General features: G+C 58.2%; 21 protein-coding genes. 10 read left to right on the top strand and 11 right to left on the bottom strand.

The features are described 5' to 3' along the window. Positions 1-181: 181 nt before the first annotated feature. Together IQ265_RS23520 and lspA are read left to right on the top strand one after the other, a co-directional pair. Positions 182-781, top strand: a complete 600-nt coding sequence (locus IQ265_RS23520) for a biotin transporter BioY (protein ID WP_347405008.1) — start codon at positions 182-184, stop codon at positions 779-781. A gap of 4 nt (positions 782-785) precedes the next feature. Further along, positions 786-1,253 carry a signal peptidase II gene (lspA, locus tag IQ265_RS23515; protein WP_194058123.1) on the top strand — a complete coding sequence of 156 codons (468 nt, stop codon included), beginning with the start codon at positions 786-788 and terminating at the stop codon, positions 1,251-1,253. 68 nt (positions 1,254-1,321) lie between these two features. Here lspA and IQ265_RS23510 read toward each other — a convergent pair whose 3' ends face one another. From IQ265_RS23510 to glgA, 5 genes are all read right to left on the bottom strand, one after another. Continuing rightward, on the bottom strand, positions 1,322-3,850 hold the full coding sequence (locus IQ265_RS23510) for a glycogen/starch/alpha-glucan phosphorylase (protein ID WP_194058121.1): 2,529 nt from the start codon (positions 3,848-3,850) through the stop codon (positions 1,322-1,324). Between the two features lie 890 nt (positions 3,851-4,740). Next, positions 4,741-5,373: a uracil phosphoribosyltransferase gene (gene upp, locus IQ265_RS23505; RefSeq protein WP_194058119.1), complete on the bottom strand. Its 633-nt coding sequence runs from the start codon at positions 5,371-5,373 to the stop codon at positions 4,741-4,743. 96 nt (positions 5,374-5,469) lie between these two features. After that, complete coding sequence (locus IQ265_RS23500) at positions 5,470-6,747, bottom strand: URC4/urg3 family protein (protein WP_194058117.1); 1,278 nt, start codon at positions 6,745-6,747, stop codon at positions 5,470-5,472. Between the two features lie 6 nt (positions 6,748-6,753). Next, positions 6,754-8,067, bottom strand: coding sequence for a GTP cyclohydrolase II (locus IQ265_RS23495; protein ID WP_194058114.1), 1,314 nt, complete (start codon positions 8,065-8,067; stop codon positions 6,754-6,756). 152 nt (positions 8,068-8,219) lie between these two features. Then, positions 8,220-9,722 (bottom strand): glycogen synthase GlgA, encoded by a 1,503-nt coding sequence (gene glgA / locus IQ265_RS23490; RefSeq protein ID WP_194058112.1) that lies wholly within the window; start codon positions 9,720-9,722, stop codon positions 8,220-8,222. A gap of 119 nt (positions 9,723-9,841) precedes the next feature. Here glgA and IQ265_RS23485 point away from each other — a divergent pair, with 119 nt between their 5' ends. After that, entirely contained in the window at positions 9,842-10,417 is a 576-nt protein-coding gene (locus tag IQ265_RS23485) for a Uma2 family endonuclease (protein ID WP_194058110.1), read from the top strand. A 52-nt stretch (positions 10,418-10,469) separates the two neighbouring features. On the opposite strand, the gene trxA is transcribed toward IQ265_RS23485, so the two are convergent. After that, positions 10,470-10,793 carry a thioredoxin gene (gene trxA / locus IQ265_RS23480; protein WP_194058108.1) on the bottom strand — a complete coding sequence of 108 codons (324 nt, stop codon included), beginning with the start codon at positions 10,791-10,793 and terminating at the stop codon, positions 10,470-10,472. Between the two features lie 331 nt (positions 10,794-11,124). Here trxA and IQ265_RS23475 point away from each other — a divergent pair, with 331 nt between their 5' ends. Beyond that, positions 11,125-11,451, top strand: a complete 327-nt coding sequence (locus IQ265_RS23475) for an RNA-binding protein (protein WP_106922259.1) — start codon at positions 11,125-11,127, stop codon at positions 11,449-11,451. Between the two features lie 379 nt (positions 11,452-11,830). Here the strand turns inward: IQ265_RS23475 and IQ265_RS23470 are convergent, their stop codons facing one another. Together IQ265_RS23470 and IQ265_RS23465 are read right to left on the bottom strand one after the other, a co-directional pair. Beyond that, on the bottom strand, positions 11,831-12,220 hold the full coding sequence (locus IQ265_RS23470) for a nuclear transport factor 2 family protein (RefSeq protein WP_194058106.1): 390 nt from the start codon (positions 12,218-12,220) through the stop codon (positions 11,831-11,833). A gap of 166 nt (positions 12,221-12,386) precedes the next feature. Continuing rightward, positions 12,387-13,448 carry an adenosine deaminase gene (locus IQ265_RS23465; protein ID WP_194058104.1) on the bottom strand — a complete coding sequence of 354 codons (1,062 nt, stop codon included), beginning with the start codon at positions 13,446-13,448 and terminating at the stop codon, positions 12,387-12,389. A gap of 329 nt (positions 13,449-13,777) precedes the next feature. On the opposite strand from IQ265_RS23465, the gene IQ265_RS23460 reads away from it, so the two are divergent. From IQ265_RS23460 to dprA, 5 genes are all read left to right on the top strand, one after another. Further along, entirely contained in the window at positions 13,778-15,112 is a 1,335-nt protein-coding gene (locus IQ265_RS23460) for an adenylosuccinate synthase (protein ID WP_194058102.1), read from the top strand. A 50-nt stretch (positions 15,113-15,162) separates the two neighbouring features. Then, on the top strand, positions 15,163-15,783 hold the full coding sequence (locus tag IQ265_RS23455) for a 50S ribosomal protein L25/general stress protein Ctc (RefSeq protein WP_194058100.1): 621 nt from the start codon (positions 15,163-15,165) through the stop codon (positions 15,781-15,783). Positions 15,784-15,898: 115 nt separating this feature from the next. Next, complete coding sequence (locus IQ265_RS23450; protein WP_194058097.1) at positions 15,899-17,428, top strand: bifunctional aminoglycoside phosphotransferase/ATP-binding protein; 1,530 nt, start codon at positions 15,899-15,901, stop codon at positions 17,426-17,428. 74 nt (positions 17,429-17,502) lie between these two features. Further along, entirely contained in the window at positions 17,503-17,781 is a 279-nt protein-coding gene (locus IQ265_RS23445; protein ID WP_194058095.1) for a hypothetical protein, read from the top strand. Positions 17,782-17,927: 146 nt separating this feature from the next. Beyond that, positions 17,928-18,989: a DNA-processing protein DprA gene (gene dprA, locus IQ265_RS23440; protein ID WP_347405007.1), complete on the top strand. Its 1,062-nt coding sequence runs from the start codon at positions 17,928-17,930 to the stop codon at positions 18,987-18,989. On the opposite strand, the gene IQ265_RS23435 is transcribed toward dprA, so the two are convergent. Next, positions 18,986-19,594, bottom strand: a complete 609-nt coding sequence (locus IQ265_RS23435; RefSeq protein ID WP_194058093.1) for an FHA domain-containing protein — start codon at positions 19,592-19,594, stop codon at positions 18,986-18,988. The genes dprA and IQ265_RS23435 overlap by 4 nt on opposite strands. A gap of 397 nt (positions 19,595-19,991) precedes the next feature. On the opposite strand from IQ265_RS23435, the gene IQ265_RS23430 reads away from it, so the two are divergent. Further along, positions 19,992-21,479, top strand: coding sequence for a 1-acyl-sn-glycerol-3-phosphate acyltransferase (locus IQ265_RS23430; protein WP_194058091.1), 1,488 nt, complete (start codon positions 19,992-19,994; stop codon positions 21,477-21,479). Here IQ265_RS23430 and IQ265_RS23425 read toward each other — a convergent pair. After that, positions 21,433-22,011, bottom strand: coding sequence for a DUF1802 family protein (locus tag IQ265_RS23425; RefSeq protein ID WP_194058089.1), 579 nt, complete (start codon positions 22,009-22,011; stop codon positions 21,433-21,435). The two genes, IQ265_RS23430 and IQ265_RS23425, sit on opposite strands and share 47 nt — an antisense overlap. 63 nt (positions 22,012-22,074) lie before the next feature. After that, on the bottom strand, positions 22,075-22,824 hold the full coding sequence (locus IQ265_RS23420; protein WP_194058087.1) for an HAD family hydrolase: 750 nt from the start codon (positions 22,822-22,824) through the stop codon (positions 22,075-22,077). Positions 22,825-22,954: the final 130 nt, after the last annotated feature.

Raw genomic sequence — 22,954 nt, 5'->3', positions numbered from 1 at the left:
TCAAAAGCATTATTTTGTTGCCAGTAGATTCCCCATCCACAGCGCTATTTGGGGATCGCTGACCACGCCGAATTTCTGTTTCCAGCGGGGCGAAAATCTTTCGCTCAACCCGTGCCCAGTCTGGCAATCCCTGCTAATGTGAATGTCTGAATTCTGCCGCTAACGGGTGAAGACATCGTCGGTGCTAGCACCATTTGAACTACTGTGGGCCTTGATCGGGTTGGTTCTCACCATTGTGGCCACCTGGATGGAAGCTTTTACCCTCAGCGCTCCCTGGAGCTGGGGTCAGTCTGGGATGGCGATTTTATCGCTGGGGGTGAGCTTTCAGGTCGGAGCCGTGCTGCTGACCGGCTGCGTGGGCGGCAAAAATGCGGCGGCACTCTCGCAAATTGCCTACCTGGTGCTGGGGCTGGCCCTGTTTCAGGTGTTTGAATTTCCGGTATTTACCCAGGGCGGTGGCCTTAGCTACGTGCGCGAGCCCGGCTTTGGCTATTTAATTGGCTTTGTGCCCGCTGGCTGGGTGTGTGGCTACCTGGCTTTTCAAAACCCACCCAAGCTCGAAACCCTGGCCCTGAGCAGTCTCAGCGGGCTGGGCATTATTCACGGGCTGGGTATTATTTACCTAACTCTGGCCTCCCTGCTAGGCTGGTTGCAGACCGTATCAGCCTCCTACTGGGAGCTGCTGCTGGGCTACTCAATTTTGCCGCTGCCGGGCCACCTGGTGGTAGTGTGTGCTGTGGCAGTGCTGTCGCTGGTGCTGAGACAGCTGTTGTTTTACTAGGCCCATGAGATTGCGCAATCGTTGGTTTTGGATCGCCGCCGGAGTTGGGCTAGCCCTCGATCAGCTGACAAAGATGTGGGTGGCTCAAACCTTTGAACTCACCACGCCACCCGATTCCCTGCCAATTTGGCCGGGGGTGTTTTACTTTACCTATGTCACCAACAGCGGTGCCGCCTTTAGCCTGTTTAGCAACAATGGCGAATGGCTCAAGTGGCTGTCGCTGGCGGTCAGCCTGGGGCTAATTGCCCTGGGCCTCAAAGCACGATTGCCCAACCGCTGGGAGCAGGTGGGCTACGGGCTGATTTTGAGTGGTGCCCTGGGCAACGGCATCGATCGCCTGCTGGCCGGAGAAGTCATCGACTTCCTAGACTTTCGGCTAATTCGCTTTCCAATTTTTAACCTGGCCGATGTGTGCATTAACATCGGCATCGCCTGCCTGCTGGTAGCGGCCCTGAGGGAGCCGCCCAAGTAAGAAGTGGAAGAGTTCAAAATGCAAAGTTCAAAATTTTGAACTTTGCATTTTGAATTTTGCATTCCCTATTACTCCCCTACCGGCACCGCCTTCACCTTCCAAATATCGCGAGCATACTCGGCGATGGTGCGATCGGCAGAGAATTTGCCAATCCGAGCGGTGTTGAGAATGGCCATGCGTACCCAGCGATCGCGGTCTTCGTAGGTGCGGCTGACGTGCTCTTGGCACTGCACGTAGGCGGCGTAGTCGGCCATCACCATATAGGGGTCATCGACCAGCAGCGAGTCGAGAATGGGCAGAAACAGGTCGGGCTCACCGGGCGAAAACAGCCCCGAGGCAATTACGTCCAGCACCCGCTTGAGTTCGGGGTTGGTGTCGTAGTAGTACCAGGGGTTGTGGCCCACGGCCTTGCAGGCGGCCACCTGTTCCGTAGTGAGGCCAAACAGGAAGAAGTTGTCGGCCCCGACCTCCTCGCGGATTTCTACGTTAGCGCCGTCGAGGGTGCCCACGGTGAGCGCCCCGTTGAGGGCAAATTTCATGTTGCCGGTGCCCGAGGCTTCCATGCCAGCGGTAGAAATTTGCTCAGACAAGTCCGAAGCCGGAAACAGCCGCTGGGCTTGTGACACGTTGTAGTTGGGCAAAAACACCACCTTGAGCCGCCCAGCCACAATGGGGTCATTGTTGACCACATCGGCCACAGCGTTGATCAGCTTCACCACCAGTTTGGCCATGGCGTAGCCTGGGGCTGCCTTACCGCCAAAAATCACCGTGCGAGGCACAACGTGGTCATTGGGGTTTTGCACCATGCGGTTGTACAGCGTGATCACATGCAGCACGTTCATGAGCTGGCGCTTGTACTCGTGGATGCGCTTGATCTGCACATCAAACATCGAGTCGGGGTTGACCTCCAGGCCCAGGGTGTCGTAGATGTAGCGGGCCAAACTCCACTTGTTTTCCTGCTTGATGGCCTGCCAGGCGTGGCGGAAATCGGCGTTGTCGACATGGGCCTCTAGATCCTTGAGGAGATCTAGGTTGGTAATCCAGCGATCGCCAATCGTTTCAGAAATCAGCTGAGCCAGGCGGGGGTTGCACTGCAGCAGCCAGCGACGAGGGGTAATGCCGTTGGTCTTGTTGCTAAACTTATCGGGCCACAGCTCGTAGAAGTCTTGCAGCACCTCCTGCTTCAGCAGCTCGGTGTGCAGCGCCGCCACCCCGTTGATGGCGTGGCTGCCCACGCAGGCCAGGTTGGCCATCCGCACCCGCCGCTCGGGGCCTTCCTCAATTAGCGATAGGCGCTCCAGGCGCGCGGGGTCTTTGGGGTAGCGCAGCTTCACCTGGTCTAAAAAGCGCTGGTTAATTTCATAGATCAGCTCCAGGTGGCGCGGCAGCAGCTTGCCAAATAGGTCTACCGACCAGCGCTCCAGGGCTTCGGGCATCAGCGTGTGGTTGGTGTAGCCAAAGGCCCGCTGGGTAATCTGCCAGGCGGTTTCCCACTCCATGTGGTGCTCATCGAGCAGCAGGCGCATCAGTTCGGCCACCCCAATCGCCGGGTGGGTATCGTTGAGCTGAATCGCCGCCGAGTCGGCCAGCTTGGCCAAATCGCCGTGGTCGCGCAGGTGCAAACGAATGATGTCTTGCAGGGAGCAGGCCACAAAGAAGTACTGCTGCTGCAGACGCAGCTCTTTGCCCTGGCGCGTTTCGTCGTTGGGGTAGAGCACCTTGGTGATGTTCTCAGAGATCATCTTGTTGGCTACCGCCCCAAAGTAGTCGCCCGAGTTAAAGGCAACCAGGTCAAAGGCTTCCCCAGCCTCGGCCTTCCACAGCCGCAGAATGTTGACGTTCTCGGTGCCGTAGCCCGGTACGGGCACATCGTGGGGAATGCCAATTACCGTCTGGCTCGGAATCCAGCGCACCTGGTAGTCGTCGTCGCCGTCTTTGTAGACCTCGGTGTGGCCGCCAAACTTGATCTCAACCCGGTAGTCGGGGCGAGCAATTTCCCAGGGGTTGCCGTAGCTAAGCCACTTGTCGGGGGCTTCTACCTGGTGGCCCTGGCGAATTAGCTGGGTAAAGATGCCAAACTCGTAGCGAATGCCGTAGCCCACCGCTGGCAAATTGAGGGTCGTGAGCGAATCCATAAAGCAGGCGGCCAGACGACCCAGCCCGCCGTTGCCCAGACCCGGCTCGGCCTCGCGCTCTAGCAGTTCGTCGAGGTCGAGGCCGCAGTCGGCCAGGGCGTGGCGCATGGTGTCGTAGAGGCCCAGGTTGATGAGCCCGTTGCCCAACTGTCGCCCCATCAGAAATTCTGCCGACAGGTAGTAAACAGTTTTGGCGCGCTTGTCGGCGTAGGTTTTAGCGGTGCGAATGCGCTTTTGCAGCAGCTGGTTGCGCACGCTGTGGGCGAGGGCTGTGTAGTAGTCGTGGGCGTTGGCAAACTGCTCGTCTTTACCCTGCACCCAGTGCAGGTTGTTGACCAACGCCTGCTGTATTTGGCTCACCTGTGCCTCGGCATCGAGAATGGCATCTCCCGCAACCCCTAGCGACAGGGGCACCTCGGCCTCTGTGCTCGATGCGGGCAGGTGTACAGATTGCTTAGCCATAAGAACCCTTAATACTGTAATGGTCACCCAAGAATTCGCTGGCAGCTCGCAGACTCTAAGCAGATGCCGCAAGCGCCCCGCCAAGGGCAAACTTCGGCTATTTACTTCGACATTGCAGCCTTAATTACTCAAGACTTTTATACCAACAAACCCCAACACATATTGTTTACCCACCAAACTACTGCGTTAAACACTAACTCAGCCGTTTGGCGCGATGGACCCATTTTAACTGGCCACGAATAAAACACTGTTACCAAACCAACACTCAGCAGCCCCGCACTGTCAGGAATGGCTTTGTGTGACCCCTACATAACCCTTAAAACAGCATTGCGTTCCGGATAGAAAAAAGTCTATCAATGCCTAAAGCGTTGCTGCGTAGAGCATTGACGGTACTTAAAAAATTGTTAAGGGAAATATTATGAATAGGTGATTTAGAACTGTTAAGTTGCGTTAATTAGTGCGTCAAAGAATGGGTTTAGCTGTGGAAAAAGCTTGAATCCCTTGAAGGGAGAGGCTTTCGCATGTAACAAAAGCTTTGTAAAAAATTCTCAATGTGGTTAAGAAGAGCTTTATATTGCTGCGCTGTTGTTGCTCGGGCCAGTCTCCCTGGCGCTGGGTTGCTTACTGCTCACTATCTTAATCAATCTGTTATCAAACCGAGTTTGAATATTAAAAAACTAATGGTTGGTGTTGGCGGCTCCAGATAATACCTATGGATTAAGTTAAGACCAAGAGTGCTTTAAAGCTACTACAAAACATTCTTTTTATAGCCTTAAAGTATGCGTTGAGTGACCCAAACTTCAGCCCGGTTCTTATCTGGGCCTAGGGTAATGCGGGTTGCAGCGTTGCCCTAGGCTACACAACCTCTGGCTTGGTGACTATTGACTGCGTTATTTGGTGCCAAATAAGCGATCGCCCGCATCCCCCAGGCCTGGCAAAATGTAGCCGTGCTCGTCGAGCTTTTCATCGACGGCGGCGGTGTAGAGGGGCACGTCGGGGTGCTCGCGGTGAAAGTGGGCCACGCCCTCGGGGGCTGCCAGCAAACAGAGAAACCGCAGCGATCGCGGCTGGGCCTGCTTGAGCGGGTACAGCGCTGCTACAGCGGTATTGCCCGTGGCGATCATGGGGTCTACGACGAGAACGTCGCGATCGCTTAAATCTTCCGGCACCTTAAAGAAGTACTCGATCACCCGCAGGGTCTGGGGATCGCGGTAGAGGCCAATGTGCCCTACCCGCGCCGAGGGCATGAGTTCTAAAATGCCGTCGAGAATGCCCTGGCCTGCCCGCATGATTGACACAACGACCAGCTTTTTTTCTGGAGCCAGCACTGGCGCTTCCATCGTTGTCATCGGCGTTTGAATAGTCTCTAGCTTCAGCGGCAAATCGCGCGTCACCTCGTAGGCCATCAGCAGGCTAATTTCCTTCAGCAGGGTGCGAAATTTTGCCGTGCTGGTCTCAGCCCGGCGCATCAGGGTGAGCTTGTGCTGAATCAGTGGATGGTCGATCAGATGGAGGTCGGGCATGGGGAGTGGGTGATTGGATGGGTGGGCGGGCACGGGGAGGGGGGAATTCAAAATTCAAAGTGCAAAACTTTGAATTCTCCATTTTGAACTTTGAACTTAAAACACCGTGCCGTCGCTGACAAGCTGAATCGGCGGGGTACCCCCAGTCCGCTTCTCCGCTGCAATCTGCCGCCCCGCCGTCCAGGTGCCGCCCTGGAGAATTTTGACTAGGGGTAGGGTCTCAGCATCCATCCCGAGGGTTTGGCGAATGTGGGCGGCGAGGGCATCGAGCAGACAGAGGGTGAGCGCGCGCCACTCGACAATCAGGGGGGAGCCGGGGGCGTGGGAGATTTCAAGCGCGGCGGCATCCTTGAGGCTCAGCACGCCGCAATCTATGAACAGGCCACCGTTGCGATATTCGGCCAGGCCGGTGAGCTGGTCGAGATCGGTGATTGTGAGACCCAGGTCTTGCAAGGGTTCCAGCAGCGAGTAGGTCAGCCACTGGGAGAGCTTGTGAAAGGGGACTAGGTTGCTGCCGAGGCCATTGTCAGATGATGGGGCTGGCAGTTGAGGATGGGGCCACACGTCGCCCAGGTTCACGCCCGCCAGCTCCACCCTCCCTGGCCAAATCGGGCCTAAACCCTGAAGAATCGTTTGCAGAATGGTTGTGGCCGAGAGCCGGTTATCCGTCGCCTGGGTCAGCCAGTAATCCACCAAATGCCCTGGGCGGGACAGGTCTGTACCAAAGAACTGCGGCTGTTTTTGCAGGGTATGACCGAGCTTCTGCAGCAGCGCCACCCGCCCTTCTAGCCCCAGCAGGCGGTTGCCGTCATTGACCTGAAAGGCTTGGGCCAGGTGGGCGGTGGTGAGTTGTGTGAGTCCGTGAGCATCAGCCTGCCAAGAACGATCGGGCTGGCTTGAAAAAAGCCCTGCGGTGAAGGCGTGGAAGCTGGCGATCGCCAGCCCCTCCGATCTTTGAAACTCTATCCCAGTCTCAGGTTCCACGTACCGCCACCGGCTCCCGGCCCCGGCATCGAGCAGCACGCTGGTAATGGCCAAATCTACCTTCAGCCGCGCCTGTTCCAGGGCATCCAGTGCGGACAAACCTGGTTCTAGCAGAGCTAACCGCGATCGCCCCGCCACCTCAAAGTGTCGCCAGCGTGAGTGAAAGGGCACATTGCCATCGGGGTACTGCTGCCGCATCACCGCCAGGACATAATCAGCAGCAGCAGGTAGCGCGTCGGGATGATAGCGAAAATGCTGGAGCTGATCCTGCTCCGCCAGGGCAAAGAGGGCGCAGCTGCGATCGCGCACCGCCGCCGCACTCTGCAGGTAAGCTACCACCGCCGTAGGGTGGGCACTGCCCACCACCCCATCCTTGCCTGAAGACGCCATCCTTACTTACTCCAAACCCCGTCCCTTAATCTGGGCCAAATCCTCCTCCGTCGGCGCAACCCGATCGCTGTAATACCCCGCCGCCTTCTTCGCCTCGATCTCCACCCGCGCATCGGGCGGTACCAGGTCGTCGGGGATCGGCACCCGCTCGACAATCTCAATGCCCGATCGCACGATAGCGTTGTACTTCATGTCGCTCATCGACACAAAGCGATCGATGCGGGTCACCCCCAGCCAGTGCAGCACGTCGGGCATGAGTTCCTGAAAGCGCACGTCCTGCACGCCAGCAACGCACTCGGTGCGGGCAAAGTAGGCATCGGCGCGATCGCCCCCTTCCTGCCGCTTGCGAGCGTTGTACACCAAAAACTTGGTTACTTCCCCCAGGGCCCGCCCCTCCTTGCGGAAGTAGACGATCAGCCCCGCGCCTCCGGCTTGGGCGGTAGCGATGCATTCCTCTAAACCGTGCACTAAGTAGGGGCGGCAGGTGCAAATGTCGGATCCAAACACATCCGAGCCGTTGCACTCGTCGTGGACGCGCACCGTCAGGGGGCGAGCCGGGTCGGCGATCGCGTCAAGATCCCCCACGATGTACACCGTGATGCCGCCGATGGGGGGCAAAAATACCTTCAGGTCAAACCGCGTCACCAGCTCCGGAAACATGCCCCCGGTCTGCTCAAACAGGGCGTAGCGCAGATCGTCTTCGCTGACGCCCAGGCGCTGGGCCACCCCCGGCAGGTACCACACCGGCTCTACAGCGGCCTTAGTCACTACCAGGTCACCGCCGGGCTTGACAATTTCACCGTCTTCCTTGATCCGCCCCTGGCGCACCGCCTCCAGCAGCTCCGGCATTTGGATGTGAGCGCGGGTGACGGCGATCGATGGGCGAATGTCGATGCCCTCGGCCAGCAGAGACTTATACACATCTCCTACCAGCGCCCCAAAAGGATCTAGAGAAACAATCTTCTCCGGATCAGCCCAGCTGGGGTAGGGGCCGATCGCGATCGCAGGCGAAGTATTGGTAAAGTCAGGTCGATGGTCAGCCTGGAGTACGCCGCTGGCCACGGCCAGGGCGCGATACACCGCATAGGAGCCGGAGTGGGTGCCAATGGCGTTGCGGTGGCTGGGGTCGGTCACCGTTGCCACGATCGCCCCGCGCTGGAGCGGATCGCCCTCGCCCCACCGAACCGGGGCACCTTTCAAGCCCGACCGACTGGGGTGGGATGTCAGCACAATATGGCGACGCTTAGGGGCGTCTGCCTTGTCCGAAGGCTGCCCTAAAGGAGTTGTATTTCCCGCTGCCGAACCGTTGCCCTCGCTCATCGGTGCCTCGTGTAACAGGAACTACTAATCTGCCACACTTTCCACCTTGCAAACCGCTCATAAGTGACAGACAGTCGCGCCCTCTATCCCTCGGCTCCTCAAGCTCTCTGGCCTCAGGCCAAAGTTGCCCCAGTAGGTTGAGTTGCCCCAGGTCATTTTGGTAACGATGACTTGGGGAATGACGCATCCATCGCTGCAGTCGCCGCCGCCGTCGACTCTGGGGCTGGCGCTTCCATCACTGGCGCTAGCTGAGGCTTAGGAAGCTGATCGTTAAAGTCGAGCCCTAGCATTTCGCTGTAGAGCTTGACGTAATCTACCGCCGATTTGTCCCAGCTAAAGTCTTGCTCCATGGCCCGCTGCTGGAGCGCCCGCCAGGCATCCTTAAAGCGGTAGCCCTCCCAGGCGCGAATTAGGCAAGTAAATAAATCGAGCGGCTCGTAGCGATCAAAGCAGTAGCCAGTGCCTGTGTGGTGCTCGGGGTCGTGGTGCTGCACCGTATCTACCAAGCCGCCTGTGCGGCGTACCACCGGAATGCAGCCGTAGCGCATGGCGATCATCTGGCTGATGCCGCAGGGCTCAAACCGCGACGGCATCAAAAACGCATCGGCCCCGGCGTAGATGCGGCGACCCAGCCCCTCGCTGTAGAGCAGGTAGGTGGCCATCCGGCCCCGGTAGCGGCTGGCCATTTGCCAGAGTTGGGTCTCGTAGTAGCGATCGCCCGTGCCCAGCAAAATAAACTGCGCGTCGGTGTACGACAAAAAGCGATCCAAAATTTGCAGAATTAGATCCAACCCCTTCTGCTCCACCAAGCGGCCCACCAGGCCCACTAAAAAGGCCTTTGAGTTCACCTCTAGGCCCAGTTCTTCCTGAATCGCCACCTTGTTGGCGCGGCGATTCTCCAGGCTGTCGGGGGTAAAGGTTTTGCCAATGTAGCGATCGGTGGCGGGGTCGTAAGACTCAATATCAATGCCGTTGAGAATGCCCGTCAGCTTACCGCTGATAAATGACAGTAGCCCCTCTAGCTCTTCGCCGTAGTCGGGGGTTTGGATCTGCTGGGCGTAGGTGGGCGACACGGTATTGACGCGATCGGCAAACTGCACCGCCGCCGCCATGGTGTTGTGCCCCTGCATGTACCACGGGCACCAGGTAATGCGCTCTAGCTCCCAGCGCCACGGCCCCTGGTAGGCCAGATTGTGAATGGTAAACACTGTGGCAATGTCGGGCGACTGGTGCATCCACACCGGAATCATGCCCGTATGCCAGTCGTGGCAGTGGATGATCTGGGGCTTCCAGTAGTTCCAGGCAAATTCTGCGGCACCGTTGGCAAAGAAGGTGAACCGCCAGGCCTCGTCGTCGCCGCCGTAGACTTTGCGGGGGTCAAAGGCGGGGTGACCAAATAAGTACACCGGCACGTCAGAGTCGGGCAGGGTGGTTTCGTAAACCGCAAAGTCGTTGAACATGGCATTGCCCTGCCACACTGGCTCCTCTGGAATGGGCGCATCAACCTTGTCGGGCAAAAAGCCGTAGTAGGGCATAAAAATGCGCACGTCGTGCCCCATCTTGCGCAGCACCTTGGGGAGGGACCCCACCACGTCGCCCATGCCGCCGACCTTGGCCAGGGGCGCTGCCTCCGCTGCCACAAAAAGAATTTCCATATCGCCCGCTCTGCTGTTGGATCAATCGGTTGTCCTCAGTCTACGGGGGTGTGGGCGTTCTGCCTAGATCTTTGGCTCCTAGGAATACTTCATAATGGGGCATGCGCTCAGGCTTGACTATGACTGCCCTCACCCTCGATCTCAGCCCGGTCATTCGCCTCACCCATGAGCAGTTTGAGCAACTGGCCCTGGCCAACCGCGATCTGCGCCTGGAACTTACCGCCGCCGGAGAACTGGTACTCATACCCCCCACCGGAGGAAACACAGGCCGCCGCAATAGCGACCTGACCTATCAGATCGAGTCTTGGAACCGCCGTAGCAAGCTGGGCGTCGTGTTCGACTCATCCACAGTCTTTCGCCTGCCCAACGGGGCCGAACGCTCTCCCGATGTGGCCTGGGTCAGCCTGGCCCATTGGAACGCCCTCACCCCGGCAGAGCAAGATTCATTTCCGCCCCTGTGCCCGGACTTTGTCATTGAACTGCGCTCTAAGAGCGATCGCCTACAACCCCTCCAGGCCAAGCTGGCAGAATATCAAGCCAGCGGCTGTCGCCTGGGCTGGCTAATCAACGTGCAAGACCGTCAGGTCGAGGTCTATCGCGCTGAGCGGGAGCCAGAAATTCTCCAGGCACCCCCATTCCTCGCTGGGGAAGCGGCGCTGCCGGATCTAACGGTGGTGACCTCTGGCATGTGGTAAAGCGAACGGTTCCAGAGCGTACCTAACGAGCCAGGTTCATCACCTACAGGCCCTAACCCAGGTATTTGCCCAGGGTCTCAGTGTACTCGTCATACTTTTTGACGCCCACCAGGGTCTCGGCCACGTCGCCCTGCTGGAAGAACATCACCGCCGGAATGCTGCGAATACCGTAACGCTGGGCCACAGTTTGGTTGGCATCGAGGTCGAGCTTGAAGACTTTGACGCGATCGCCGTACTCATCGGCCAGCTTATCCATCAGTGGTGCAACCAGCTTGCAGGGGCCACACCAGGCCGCAGTGCAGTCAACTACAAACAACGATTCCGCACTCAGCAGCGCGTCAAACTCGGTTTCGTTTTCAATATAGGCGGCGGGCATACTTAAGTCTCAATTAAACGTTCATTCTCCCACGGCGATGTCCCAGCACTGCCCGCATCATCAAAACACAAATCTTTACATGACGACACCAGCCACACAGTAGCCTGCAGGCGATGTTTTTGGCCGGGTTTGATAATCTTGGGTCAACTTTTTGGGCTACTTCACCTTCCAGTGCACCATCCTCTTTTCAAACATGCTAGGGTGTCTCAAGAGATATAGAGATTGGTTAGCAGTATTTGTTTTTAGTACTAACGAGTTTTTCCGTTTTTCCATTGACAGACTTCTCTCCAAAATTTTGCTCTACACGTCCTTTAACTTTTGGAGACCAACCATGTCAATCTACGTAGGCAACCTGTCCTATGACGCTACCGCTGAGGATCTAACCTCTGTATTTGCAGAGTACGGGTCTGTTAAGCGGGTTCAGCTGCCCACCGATCGTGAAACCGGGCGCATGCGCGGTTTCGCCTTTGTCGAAATGGGTGCCGATGCTGAAGAAGACGCCGCCATTGAAGCCCTAGACGGTGCTGAGTGGATGGGCCGCGACCTCAAGGTCAACAAAGCCAAGCCCCGCGAAAATCGCAGTGGTGGCGGTGGTAACTTTGGTGGCGGCGGCGGTCGCAGAGGCGGCGGCGACAGCTTCTCTCGCGGCGGCTACTAAGCTCTCATCAGCTAAGTTAGCTAATTGATCCAGAAGGGGGTTCAGACAGGTTTGTCTGAACCCCCTTCTGTGTGGGTAGTACCAAAGCCGGAATGAATACCCCCGATTTGTAGGGGCGTAGCATGCTACGCCCCTACAGAGTTCCTGATCGTGAGTCGGGGCTTACCAAATCGGATTTGCTCTATAAATAGCCGTCCCTTCGACTTCGCTCAGGGACCGGCTATGGCTATTTTTATCGTTGGGGGTGCCGCGCTAGCGGCATGGACGATTTGTATAAGGATGTGTGGGTAAGAATATTGGCAAGGACTTCTGCGATCGCCCGCACCTACCGGTCAAAGCCGATCCCCAGCCAGTACCCGCAGCGCAATTCTGAGCAAACTCAAATCGGCGTCTGCTGATGGAGCATCAGCTTAAACTCACCGTCGCTCATCGCGTACGTGCTGCTAATCAGCGCCGCGTACGGAGCGTTGCCTGCCCGCTGGGCACTTACCCGGTAGGTCACGATCCCAGCCGCTGGTGATAGCACCATCACCTCCAGGTCTTCCAGGTGAAACGACTGCCACGGCTGAGCCGCTAGAGCAGCCAAAATATCCGCCTTGCCCCGCAGCACCATGCCGCCCGGCAGCAGCATAACCGCCCGGTCGTGCAGCACCTGGCTATAGAACTGCTGGCCAGCAGTTCCCTTGGTTGAGAGGGCCTGCCATCCCTGTCGCTCAATAGCAGCTAAATCTTGCACCTGAATTACCTGAGGCAACAATTTGGAGTTCAAAGCTTTAAGACCGGGGCTTTAACCCTGCGGGATATCCGTCTCGGCTGTCCTCAGGTAGGCAGGATGCCCAACCTACAGAATGTGGACACTCAGGTCCTTATTTCCAAGGGTTCAAGGCTTAGATCAATCCTAAAACCCTGAACCCCAGACCTTGAACCCCAATCCCCTAGGACAGGGCTAGTACCCCTTCACTATCGACCGGATGGGCTTTGCTGGGCAGTTGCAGCATGTCCGTCAGGAGGGCAGTGGGGGGCAGGCTGTGGGGCCAGGCAAAGGCGTGGCGAAAGGCGGCTTCCTGGCAGGCTTGCAGTTCCTCAAAGCCAATCACGTCATGGGTGAGCAGACTTTCGTACTCAAAGGGCAGCCGCACGTTGTGTAGCCCAGCGTTGTCGGTGCAGATGGCGATATCGACTCCGGCCTCAAAGCAGCGATCGAAGACCACCTTGAGCTGGTGGATATCATCCAGAGTGCCGGTCTTGAGATAGGTGGTAGGGCATACCTCCAGGCATTGGCCCCGCGCCGCGACCTCGGGTAGCAGCTCTGGGTGCCGCAGCGGAATTTGAATGCCGTGGCCAATTCGCATCAGGTAGGGCAGCAGCTGCGGGTGATCACCGTCTACGGTTTCGTAGAGGTGGCCGGTGGTCTTGAGGCCCAGGTCTTGGGCGCGCTGGTAGAGCTGGGTGAATTCATCAATGCGATCGCCGTAGTTGGCATCGCCCCCGGCCACATCCACCGCGCAGATGTAGTCGGGGTACTGTCCCGCTAGCTCTACAATTGCTTGATTGACCTCGTAGGGTAGCCGCGAGTGCATGCAGAGAATCTGCTTAGTCACAATTGGGTACTCGGGCAGCTGGCTGGCTCGGCCCACAATTTCTACGATTTCAGCCATCGCCTCAATGCGCTGATTTTGGGGCAAATGCTCGGGGGTGCGCAGGTAGGGGGTATAGCGCAGCTCTAGATAAGCCAGGTTCTCAAAGATGTACGCTCCGCGAATCAGGCGGTAGATAAAGTAGGGCAGCGCTTCGTGGGTTTGCACGCTCTCGACTAGGGTGTGCAGCTCCAGATACTCCGCCAGGGTGTTGCGGGGACGGGTGTAAAACTGCTCAAATGCCGGGTAATCGGCAAACTGGCCTGAGAGATCGGGGCGGTTGCGCTCAAAGTAGCGCCATAGCACTCTGGGTACCACCGAGCCGCCCAGGTGGCGGTGTAGTTCAGCATATAGACTCACGGTAACCTCCGCCTTGGTGGGGTTTATGGGGTTTGGTAGGCCTGCGATCGCCCGCTTGACCGCTCGCTCTCAGGGGCTGCTCTAGGCGGCCGGTCTTGTAGCCATCGCAAAATCGGAAGGAATTCTAAAGAAATGTAAATTCGTTATCCATCTGTTCTATCGCATATTTTACTGATTGGGGGGTATAAGGTTAAATACATTTAATTTGCTAGGGGTTCAGGCTGTAGAGAGAGCTGACTCAGCCCAGGCACGCAAAAGAAGTGAGTTGACACAATTCCATTCGCTTAGTGATAATGGGAATTTGTGTGAACTTTAGAAGCTGAATTCCCTTGGCAAACGTTGTAGTAATTGGGGCCCAGTGGGGCGACGAAGGTAAGGGCAAAATCACCGATTTGCTGAGTCGTTCGGCAGATGTGGTTGTGCGCTACCAGGGCGGGGTTAACGCAGGGCATACCGTCGTTGTTAAAGATCAGACGTTTAAGCTGCACCTGATTCCCTCCGGTATTCTCTACCCCGATACTGAGTGCGTAATTGGCAGCGGCACCGTCATCGACCCTAAGGCGCTGATCGGTGAACTCGATAAGCTCGACGAGCTAGGGATTTCGTCTAAAAACCTGTTTATTTCAAACGCTGCCCACGTCACCATGCCCTACCACCGCTTAATTGATCAGGCGGCAGAGGAGCGTCGGGGCAACCACAAGATTGGCACCACTAAGCGCGGCATTGGTCCCACCTATGCTGACAAGTCCGAGCGCATCGGCATTCGCGTCATTGACTTGATGGACTACGCTCGCCTGCGCAAGCAGCTAGAGTGGACAATTCAATACAAAAACGGCATTCTCGAAAAGCTCTATGATCTAGAGCCCCTAGACCCTGCTGCGGTTATCGATGAATACATTGAGTACGCCGAGCGGCTGCGGCCTCACATTATTGATAGCTCGCTGCACGTTTACCAGGCTATTCGCCAGCGTAAAAACGTGCTGTTTGAGGGGGCGCAGGGCACTCTGCTCGACCTCGACCACGGCACCTATCCCTACGTCACCTCCTCTAACCCGGTGGCGGGTGGGGCCTGCATCGGCACGGGCATTGGCCCCACGGTAATCGATCGCGTCATTGGGGTGGCCAAGGCCTACACCACGCGGGTGGGCGAAGGCCCCTTCCCCACCGAGTTGACCTGTGGAGTGGGTGAGCTACTCTGCGAGCGCGGCGCTGAGTTTGGCACCACCACGGGCCGTCGCCGTCGCTGTGGCTGGTTTGACGCCGTGATCGGTCGCTATGCCGTCCGCATCAACGGTCTCGACTGCCTGGCCATCACCAAGCTCGATGTGCTCGACGATGTCGATGAGATCGAGGTGTGCGTGGCCTACGAGCTCGATGGTGAGCGCTGCGAAGAGCTACCGGCCAGTGCCGAGGCCTTTAGCCGCTGCAAGCCAATCTACAAAACGATGCCCGGCTGGAAACAGCCCACCGACCACTGCCGATCGCTCAGCGACCTGCCCAAAGCCGCCCTAGACTACCTCAAGTTTTTGGCCGAGCTGATGGAGGTGCCGATTGCGATCGTGTCGCTGGGAGCTAGCCGCGACCAGACCATCATCGTAGAAGACCCCATCCACGGGCCAAAGCGGGCGCTGCTCTACGAGAATGGTGAGTCTCAGGTAGCCTAGGGATTCGGCAAAGTTTGTCTTTTAATCTGTTATCAACGGGGGGATTTTCCATGGAACTGACTATTGAATGTAAATCACGCGATCCTAAAGCCAAGCCCAACGCGCTGCGCCGTCAGGGTCTGCTGCCCGTCGTGCTGTACGGCCACGACGGCACCGAGTCGGTATCGCTGACCGTCGATCAGCATGCGGCCGATATGCTACTACGCAAGGCAGCGGTCAACAACACCATGATTGACCTGCAAATTCCTGACATGTCGTGGAACGGCAAGGCGCTACTGCGGGAGGTGCAGTCGCACCCCTGGAAAAATCTGGTGTATCACCTCAGCTTCTTTGCGGTTAAAGCGCAGGATGCGGTCGAAGTAGGCGTTGCGCTCAACTTTGTAGGTGAGCCTACGGGTGTCAAAAACGAAGGCGGCGTGCTCAACACCGAAGTCAACGAAGTCACCGTCAAGTGTAAGGCGATCGACATTCCCGAAACCATTGACGTCGATGTGTCTGGTCTGAGCGTAGGTGACTCACTAACCGTTGCCGACCTGGTACTGCCTGAGGGCGCTGTGGTGGCAGGCGACCAAACTCAAACCGTTGCTACCGTGCTCCAGGGCCGTATGGCCGAAACCGGTGACGGCGACAGCCCCACTGCGGCTGCGGCGGAACCGTTGGCAGCTGAGTAGGCCGACCTTGGCCCTAAGGCTGATTCCGCTGAGCGGTTTTAGCATTTAATTGGCGGGGGTGGGGAAGATGTCTCCGCCCCCGCTTAGTATTGATGAGATTCTTTCTAGGTAGGTTATGGCTGTCTCCGCGCTTCCTGAGCTAATTCAGCAGATGTGTCAGCCGGGGTTTTACCCCCATCCGGTCGTTGAGCCCATTCGGATGCTGCAAACCCACGTATCCTACGTGCTGCTGACCGGCGACTACGCCTACAAAGTGAAAAAGCCGGTGAACTTTGGGTTTCTAGACTATTCCACCCTGGAGAAGCGGCACCACTTTTGCCAGGAAGAACTGCGGCTGAACCAGCGCGGTGCCGGACCGCTCTACTTAGAGGTGGTTGCCATTGGCCAGGCAGGAGATACCTACGAGCTGGGTAGCGGTATGCCCGTGGAATATGCCGTCAAGATGGTGCAGTTTCCCCAGGACACGCTGCTTAGCGCCCTGTACGATCGCAGCGAACTCACCGACGCCCTGATGGAAGACCTGGCGGTGGCGGTGGCCGACTTTCACCTGGGGGCCGAAACCAGCGACCACATTCGCACCTTTGGCGCAGTAGAGCAAATTCGCCAGGCCTTTGACGAAAATTACGCCCAAACGGAAAGCTACATCGGTGGCCCCCAGACTCAGGCCCAGTTCGACGAAACCAAAGCCTACACCGACAGTTTTTTTGCTGCCCACCGAGATCTCTTTGAGCGGCGGATCGCCCAAAACTGGATTCGGGCCTGCCACGGCGACCTGCACTTGAATAACATTTGCCGCTGGCGCGATCGGCTCTACTTATTTGACTGCATTGAGTTCAATGAGCCCTTTCGCTACGTCGATGTGATGTACGACGTGGGCTTTGTGGTGATGGATTTGCTCTCTAAGGACTGCGCTGGCCTGGCCACTGTATTTTTGAATCACTACGTAGAGCGCACGGGCGACTGGGAGGGAGTGCAGCTGTTGCCCCTTTACATTAGCCGTCAGGCCTACGTGCGGGCTAAGGTGACCTCGTTTTTGCTCAACGACCCTGGGGTGGATGAGGACACCAAGCAGCAGGCCGCTGCGACGGCGGCGGGCTACTACCGCCTGGCCTGGTCGGTGTGCCAGCCCCAGCGCGGCCAGATTTACCTGATGGCAGGGCTATCTGGGTCGGGTAAGTCGACTACGGCGCGACTGCTGGCCAGCCAAATTAACGCTATTCACTTGCGCAGCGATGCGGTGCGTAAACACCTAGCCGGGGTGTCGCTCGACCAGCGCGGGGACGACAGCTTGTATACGCCAGCGATGACTGAGCAAACCTACGATCGCCTCCTCACCCTAGGCATGGCTCTAGCTCAGGCGGGGTACCCGGTAATTCTTGACGCTAAGTACGATCGCCAAATGCTGCGACAAAACGCGATCGCACAGATTCAAGAAGCTGGGTTACCTCTGGCTATTCTGCACTGCACGGCTCCGGCGGCGGTGCTAGAGCAGCGGGTGCGCGATCGCGCGGGCGACATTGCCGATGCCACCGTGGCCGTGCTTCAGCGCCAGCACATGGAGCCGTTTACCGAGAGCGAGCAGCCGCTGGTGCGGGCGATCGATACCACCCAGGCTGTGCCTCAGCAATTAGTCGATATAGTTTAATCGCTATAGTAGGGGCATAGGCTCTGGCCTCGGTGCTTGGCCTGCCTCACTAGCGTTCCAGAGAGGACGAATCGGTGGCCGATAAGATCATTCCCCAGGCGTTAAAAATTTGGCTGGTCTTTTTGTTTTTATTTTTGCTGTTGGGCTACGAGGTGGTGCCCAGTATTTTGCTGGGGGCCATAGCTGGTTTTGCCGGGGGCACCATTCACGCCTGGTGGATTACCCCTGGAGGTGAACCTACCACCACCCTAGAGCTACCTGCCCCTTTGCGTCAGCTCAACCCCAGGCGACTGCCCCTTAGCAATTTCTTTAGGCGCGGCCGCACGCAGCGCTTACCTAGAGCGCGTCGATAGCGGCCCTTGGGTCGCAGACGGGCACAATGAGCGGTAGCAATTCTTCACCGCCCGGCATGGTAGAACGAGCGTATTGGCTGGCCTGGTCTCAGGCTAAGGGCCTGGGCCCAATTTTATTGAAGCGTTTGTGCAGCCATTTTGGCACCTTGACTACTGCCTGGCACGCTAGCGGGGCCGAGCTGCTGGAGGTTGAAGGTATTGGGCTGGGGCTGGGGTCTAGCCTGGTGGAGTACCGGCAGCGCGTGTCGCCCCTGGAGCTGTTGGCTAGCTACGAGCAGCAGCACGCCAACTTTTGGACCCCTGCTGATGCTGAGTACCCAATCCTACTCTACGAAATTGCCGATCCGCCGCCCATCGTTTTCTATCGGGGGCGGTTGGAGCTGGCCAACGCCCTGCAGCTGATGCCCTCGGTGGGGGTTGTGGGCACCCGCAACCCGTCTGACTACGGGCAGCGGTGGACTCGTCGCCTGACTCAGCAGCTGGCCCACCACGATGTGATCGTAGTTTCGGGCTTGGCCAAAGGGGTCGATCGCTACGCCCACCAGCAGACCCTAGACAGTGGCGGGCTGACCATCGCGGTATTGGGGACTGGGGTTGACCAGGTTTACCCCTCAGTCAATCGCGACCTGCACGAGCGCATTGCTCGCCAGGGGCTGTTGCTCAGTGAGCACCCCAACGGCACCCCGCCCGATCGGGCGCACTTTCCGCGCCGCAACCGCATCATTGCCGGACTCAGCCGAGCGGTGGTCGTCACCGAAGCGCCAGCCCGCTCAGGGGCGTTGATCACGGCACAGCTAGCGAACGACTATGGCCGCGATGTATTTGCGGTGCCGGGCTCGCTAGATAACCTCAACAGTGAGGGCTGTCTGGAGCTAATTAACCAGGGTGCCCAAATGATTTTGAACGATATGACGCTGATCACCGCCCTGGGCCAGCTGCCCCAGCTCGAGACCGCTGGGTCAAACGCCAGTAGGCCAGACGCTAGTGGAACTGATGGGCCGCGCGATCGCCTCACCCACAGCACAACCCCGCCGCTGTCGCCAGCGATGACTCAAGTGCTGGCGGCCATCACCGACGAGCCCGCCACCCTCGATCAGCTGGTGCAGGCGATCGCCCAGCCGACTGGCGAGGTGCTGGCTACTCTGGTACAGCTAGAGCTGCTGGGCCTGGTGACTCAGCTGCCGGGGATGCGCTACCAGCGCGGCTAGTCGTCATTCCATACGGGCAGATCGCAGCACTGCTGCAAAAACTCAAACCGCAGGCTGCCCAGTTTCACCAGGTCGCCATCTTGCAGGTAGTGGCGCTGGGCCGGAGCTAGCCGACGGCCATTCACCCAGGTGCCCCCGCTGGTACCCAGGTCGGTAAGAAAGAAGCCCCGCAGCGGATCAAAGTTGAGGGCCGCATGGCAATCGGCAATGCCAGGCTGGGGTATGACTACCGTGCAGCGACCGCCCTGGCCCAGCAGCCAGCGGGTGCCGCAGAGGGTGACCTGGATGGCGCGATCGGTGTTGATGTTGGTGCTAAGAAAGGCGCGATCTTCGGCCACAATGCCCTGCACATACCAGTCAGTGCGGTAGCAGTGGTTTTGGGCCGTCAGAATGGGGTCGATGACATCGGCTACTTGCTCTAGGTCGTAGCTTAGATTGCGAAAGAGGGTGTCTAAAATCCAGGGGGGAGAAGCCGCCGGGTCGTTATCGAGGCTTTGAGGGGCTGTACCAGGTAATTCCGGTACGGATACTCGTTCCGAGTCGGATCCTAAACGCTTTGCGAATTGCCGCCCTGCGTTGGCAGAAAAAAACTGTGAGGAAACCATAGCGAACCGTCATCTACCACTAACTACGTCTCTAGAAAAGGCACCCACTGACCGCAGCAGACGGGGCCGTAGCCCTTCGCTGTGTGGTCGCGATTGCGGTGTACCTGGTCTAATGCACCGGCGCTCTAGGCGTTGGACCCAGGGCGTTGTAGAAACTCCTTAGGGAATGTGTACGTTACACGCGACGATTTTCTCAAGCGCCTGGCCCGGTCGGGTTTGGCTCCTGCCATTAAACTGGGTTTGTACGGGTTGCACAATCCTGGGGCTGGGGTTGCTTATAAAAGCTTTATGATTTGTCCGCAAATTTACTGAGGGGCTTTAATCACCTCCCAGAAGCTGAGGAGTTTGCTCCTGCTCTGCTATATCATCGGGGTGTTCTCGCCCCTGGGATGAACCTGTGGTCAACCTCTCCACCCGCGCCCAGCCGCCCCTAGACTTCATTCCCCCCGCGCTAGATCGGCGAGTGCTGGCCCTGGTGCGTCTGGGTCTGCCCTACTGGATGCGCTGGCGCGAACAGATTCGGCGGGTAGACGTTATCAATGCCGATGGCCTGGTACATCTGCTGCGAGCATTCAACAATCAAGAAACCCGGCTGCTGCTGGCTTTCCGCCATCCCAGCCCGCTGGACTCCTACTGTTTGGCCCATTTGCTGTGGTACGCGGTGCCCCAGCGAGCCAGGCAGCTCGGCGTTGAGTTAAATCGTCCGGTTCACAGCCACTTCATCTACGATCGCGGCATCCCGCTGTGGGCTGGTAACTGGGTTGGGTGGATCTACAGTCGCCTGGGGGGCACGCCCATTCAGCGGGGCAAGGTCGATCGCCAGGGGCTGCGGTCGGCCCGCAACCTGTTGGCCAATGGCCAGTTTCCCCTAGCCGCTGCGCCCGAGGGCGGTAACAATGGGCACACCGAAATTGTCAGCCCCCTGGAGCCAGGGGTAGCCCAAATGGGGTTTTGGTGTGTGGAAGATATGCACAGCCAGGGCCGGACCGAAGGGGTGGCGATCGCGCCCCTAGGTATTGTCTATCGCTACATCACCCCGCCCTGGCCAGAAATCGATCGCTGGCTCGACCGGCTGGAGCACGAGAATGGTCTGACCGCTCCCGCCGCTGCCTACGCGCCTGGAGATGCTGGCGAGAGCGCTATGGCGCACCGCTACCAGCGGCTCTATACCCTGGGTGAACACCTGCTGACGCTTGTGGAGGGCTACTACAAGCGGGTTTACGGGGCTGCTCTGGCTCAGCCCCGCCTCACCCCCGACGTCGTGCTGCCCACCAATGCCTTAGGCGATGCCGGAGCGGATACTCGTCTTGAGGCAGACCCCGAAGACTTCGCGAAGCGCCTTGAAGCCCTGATGAATGCAGCGCTTCAGGTAGCCGAAACTTACTTTAAGCTCCCCGCTAAGGGCAGCGCCATCGATCGCTGTCGCCGCATTGAGCAGGCCGGGTGGGATCGCATTTTTCGTCAGGATGTGATTGGCAACCCGCCTCCTTCTGAGGTAGAGCGAGGGCTAGCCGATCGCGAGGCGGAAGAAGCCAGTCTGCGGATGTGGCACATGCGCCTGGTGGAAAGCTTTGTCGCCGTCACCGGACATTATGTGAAGCAGTGCCCCTCCGCCGAGCGCTTTGCCGAAACCGTAATGATTTTGCGCGACATAGGGTGCTTAATTCAGGGCAAAAACCCCTTCCCCCGGCCTAAGCTGGGGCCACAGCGAGCGGTAGTAACGGTGGGGGAGGCAATTTCGGTGAGCGATCGCTGGCCCGACTACAAAGCCAACCGCAAACAGGCCGTGGCCCGGCTCACCGCTGACCTGCAAACCGCGTTGGAAGGGATGATTACCCCTACTCCACCAGGAGCGGGGTTACCAAAGGCAGACTTGCCACAATAGCCTCTACCTGTTCTTGGTAGGCCGCCTCTGGTAGCGCTGGGGTATGGCTATCGACCTCGACCTCCTGGCCAATGTCTACCCACGATCGGCAACCGCTGTAGCCCTTGTGGCGCGGCAGCATGAGAGAATTTTGAAACCGATAGGCCCGCAGCAGCAGGGCGTACAGGGGGCGATCGGGTTGCCAGGCCAGCCGTTCGGCCACAAATTGCTCGTTCCACACCAGGTAGGGCAGCAGCGGGGCCACCTCCGTTTCGGCCTTGAGCAGAAAGGCATGGGTAATGGCCGCCCAACCCTCAAACTGCACCTGGTCAGGCTGATCAGCCTGACCAGAATGGGCCAAAGACCGAAACTCATCCTTCAGTAAATCCAGCTTTTGGTGCTCTAGGGTGGGCAGCAGCAGTACCTCGCGGGCCACCAGCGAAAACTGCCCCTTAGCCTCACGAATGCCGCCCTTTCGCAGCAAGAGAATAGTGTCGCCTTGCAGCAGCGCCGCGATCGCCACCTGCCATTCTTTGAGAACCCACGAGACCATAGCGCAAATCTCCGTTAGTCAGGGCTTGCCCCACCCCTACCACTTTCGGGAGGGGAGTAAAGCTCAGGCGTTGACTTCAAGGTCATCCCAATCGCTAAGTACTAGGGTAGCGCCGGGGACAGGCGATCGCCCCCAGGGCTCTGACACTGAAACAAAGCCCGCTGCTTTAGCCCGTTCTGCCAGGGCTAGATCGGCCCAGCTATCGCCAATGACTAGGGTACGTGCCACTGAGACCTGGAGGCGATCGCACACCTGCTCCAGCAGCGTCGGGTCTGGCTTGGGTGGATCCTCTGGCTTTGTACCCTGCCACTCATCCACCCAGGGCATCAGGTCGTAGTAGCGCAAAAATTCTTCTACATAGGCCGGGCTGTCGGACGACAGCACCCCTAGTTTCAAGGGGCTCTGGTGCAACCGCTTGAGCATAGCTGCTGTGCCCTCAAAGGGTGGCGTGTGGGCCGCTTTGCCGTTGCGGGCTGCATTCACTGCCGCAAAGCAGTCGGCTACCAGCGCCGTCACTTTTTCTTGGGGATAACCCGCTTGCACCAATACCGTTATGGCCCCCTGCCGATTGGCCTCGCGCGTGCCCGCTGCCATCAGTCCATCGGGATCTATGCCCTGGGGGGAAACTCCAAAGCAGGTCAGTAAGGCCTGTACCATTTCATCGTCGGCCCCTACCGCTGTTGCACAGGCTTCTGCCCGCGCCAGAGCCGTGCGGTGCAGCAGTTGATGGGAGTTGGCCAGGGTGCCATCCTTATCAAAGACGATCGCGTCTATATCGGCTATCCACTGTTGCCCGCACCGCACCCGAACCATAGCTATATCCTCAAACCTGCCGTTGTCGAATCAAAGCCTCTATTCGACTGTAGGCCAATGTTCCCTTTCTCGTCTGGGGACACGGCGTGTTGGTATCACCTAGCTGTAAGACCTCTGATTTTGCTCAGGA

The organism is Nodosilinea sp. LEGE 06152, from assembly GCF_015207525.1.
In the GTDB taxonomy this organism is placed as follows: Bacteria; Cyanobacteriota; Cyanobacteriia; order Phormidesmidales; family Phormidesmidaceae; genus Nodosilinea.
Note: the sequence above shows the minus strand (reverse complement) of the source record. Positions and strands in the feature narration are given on the sequence as shown.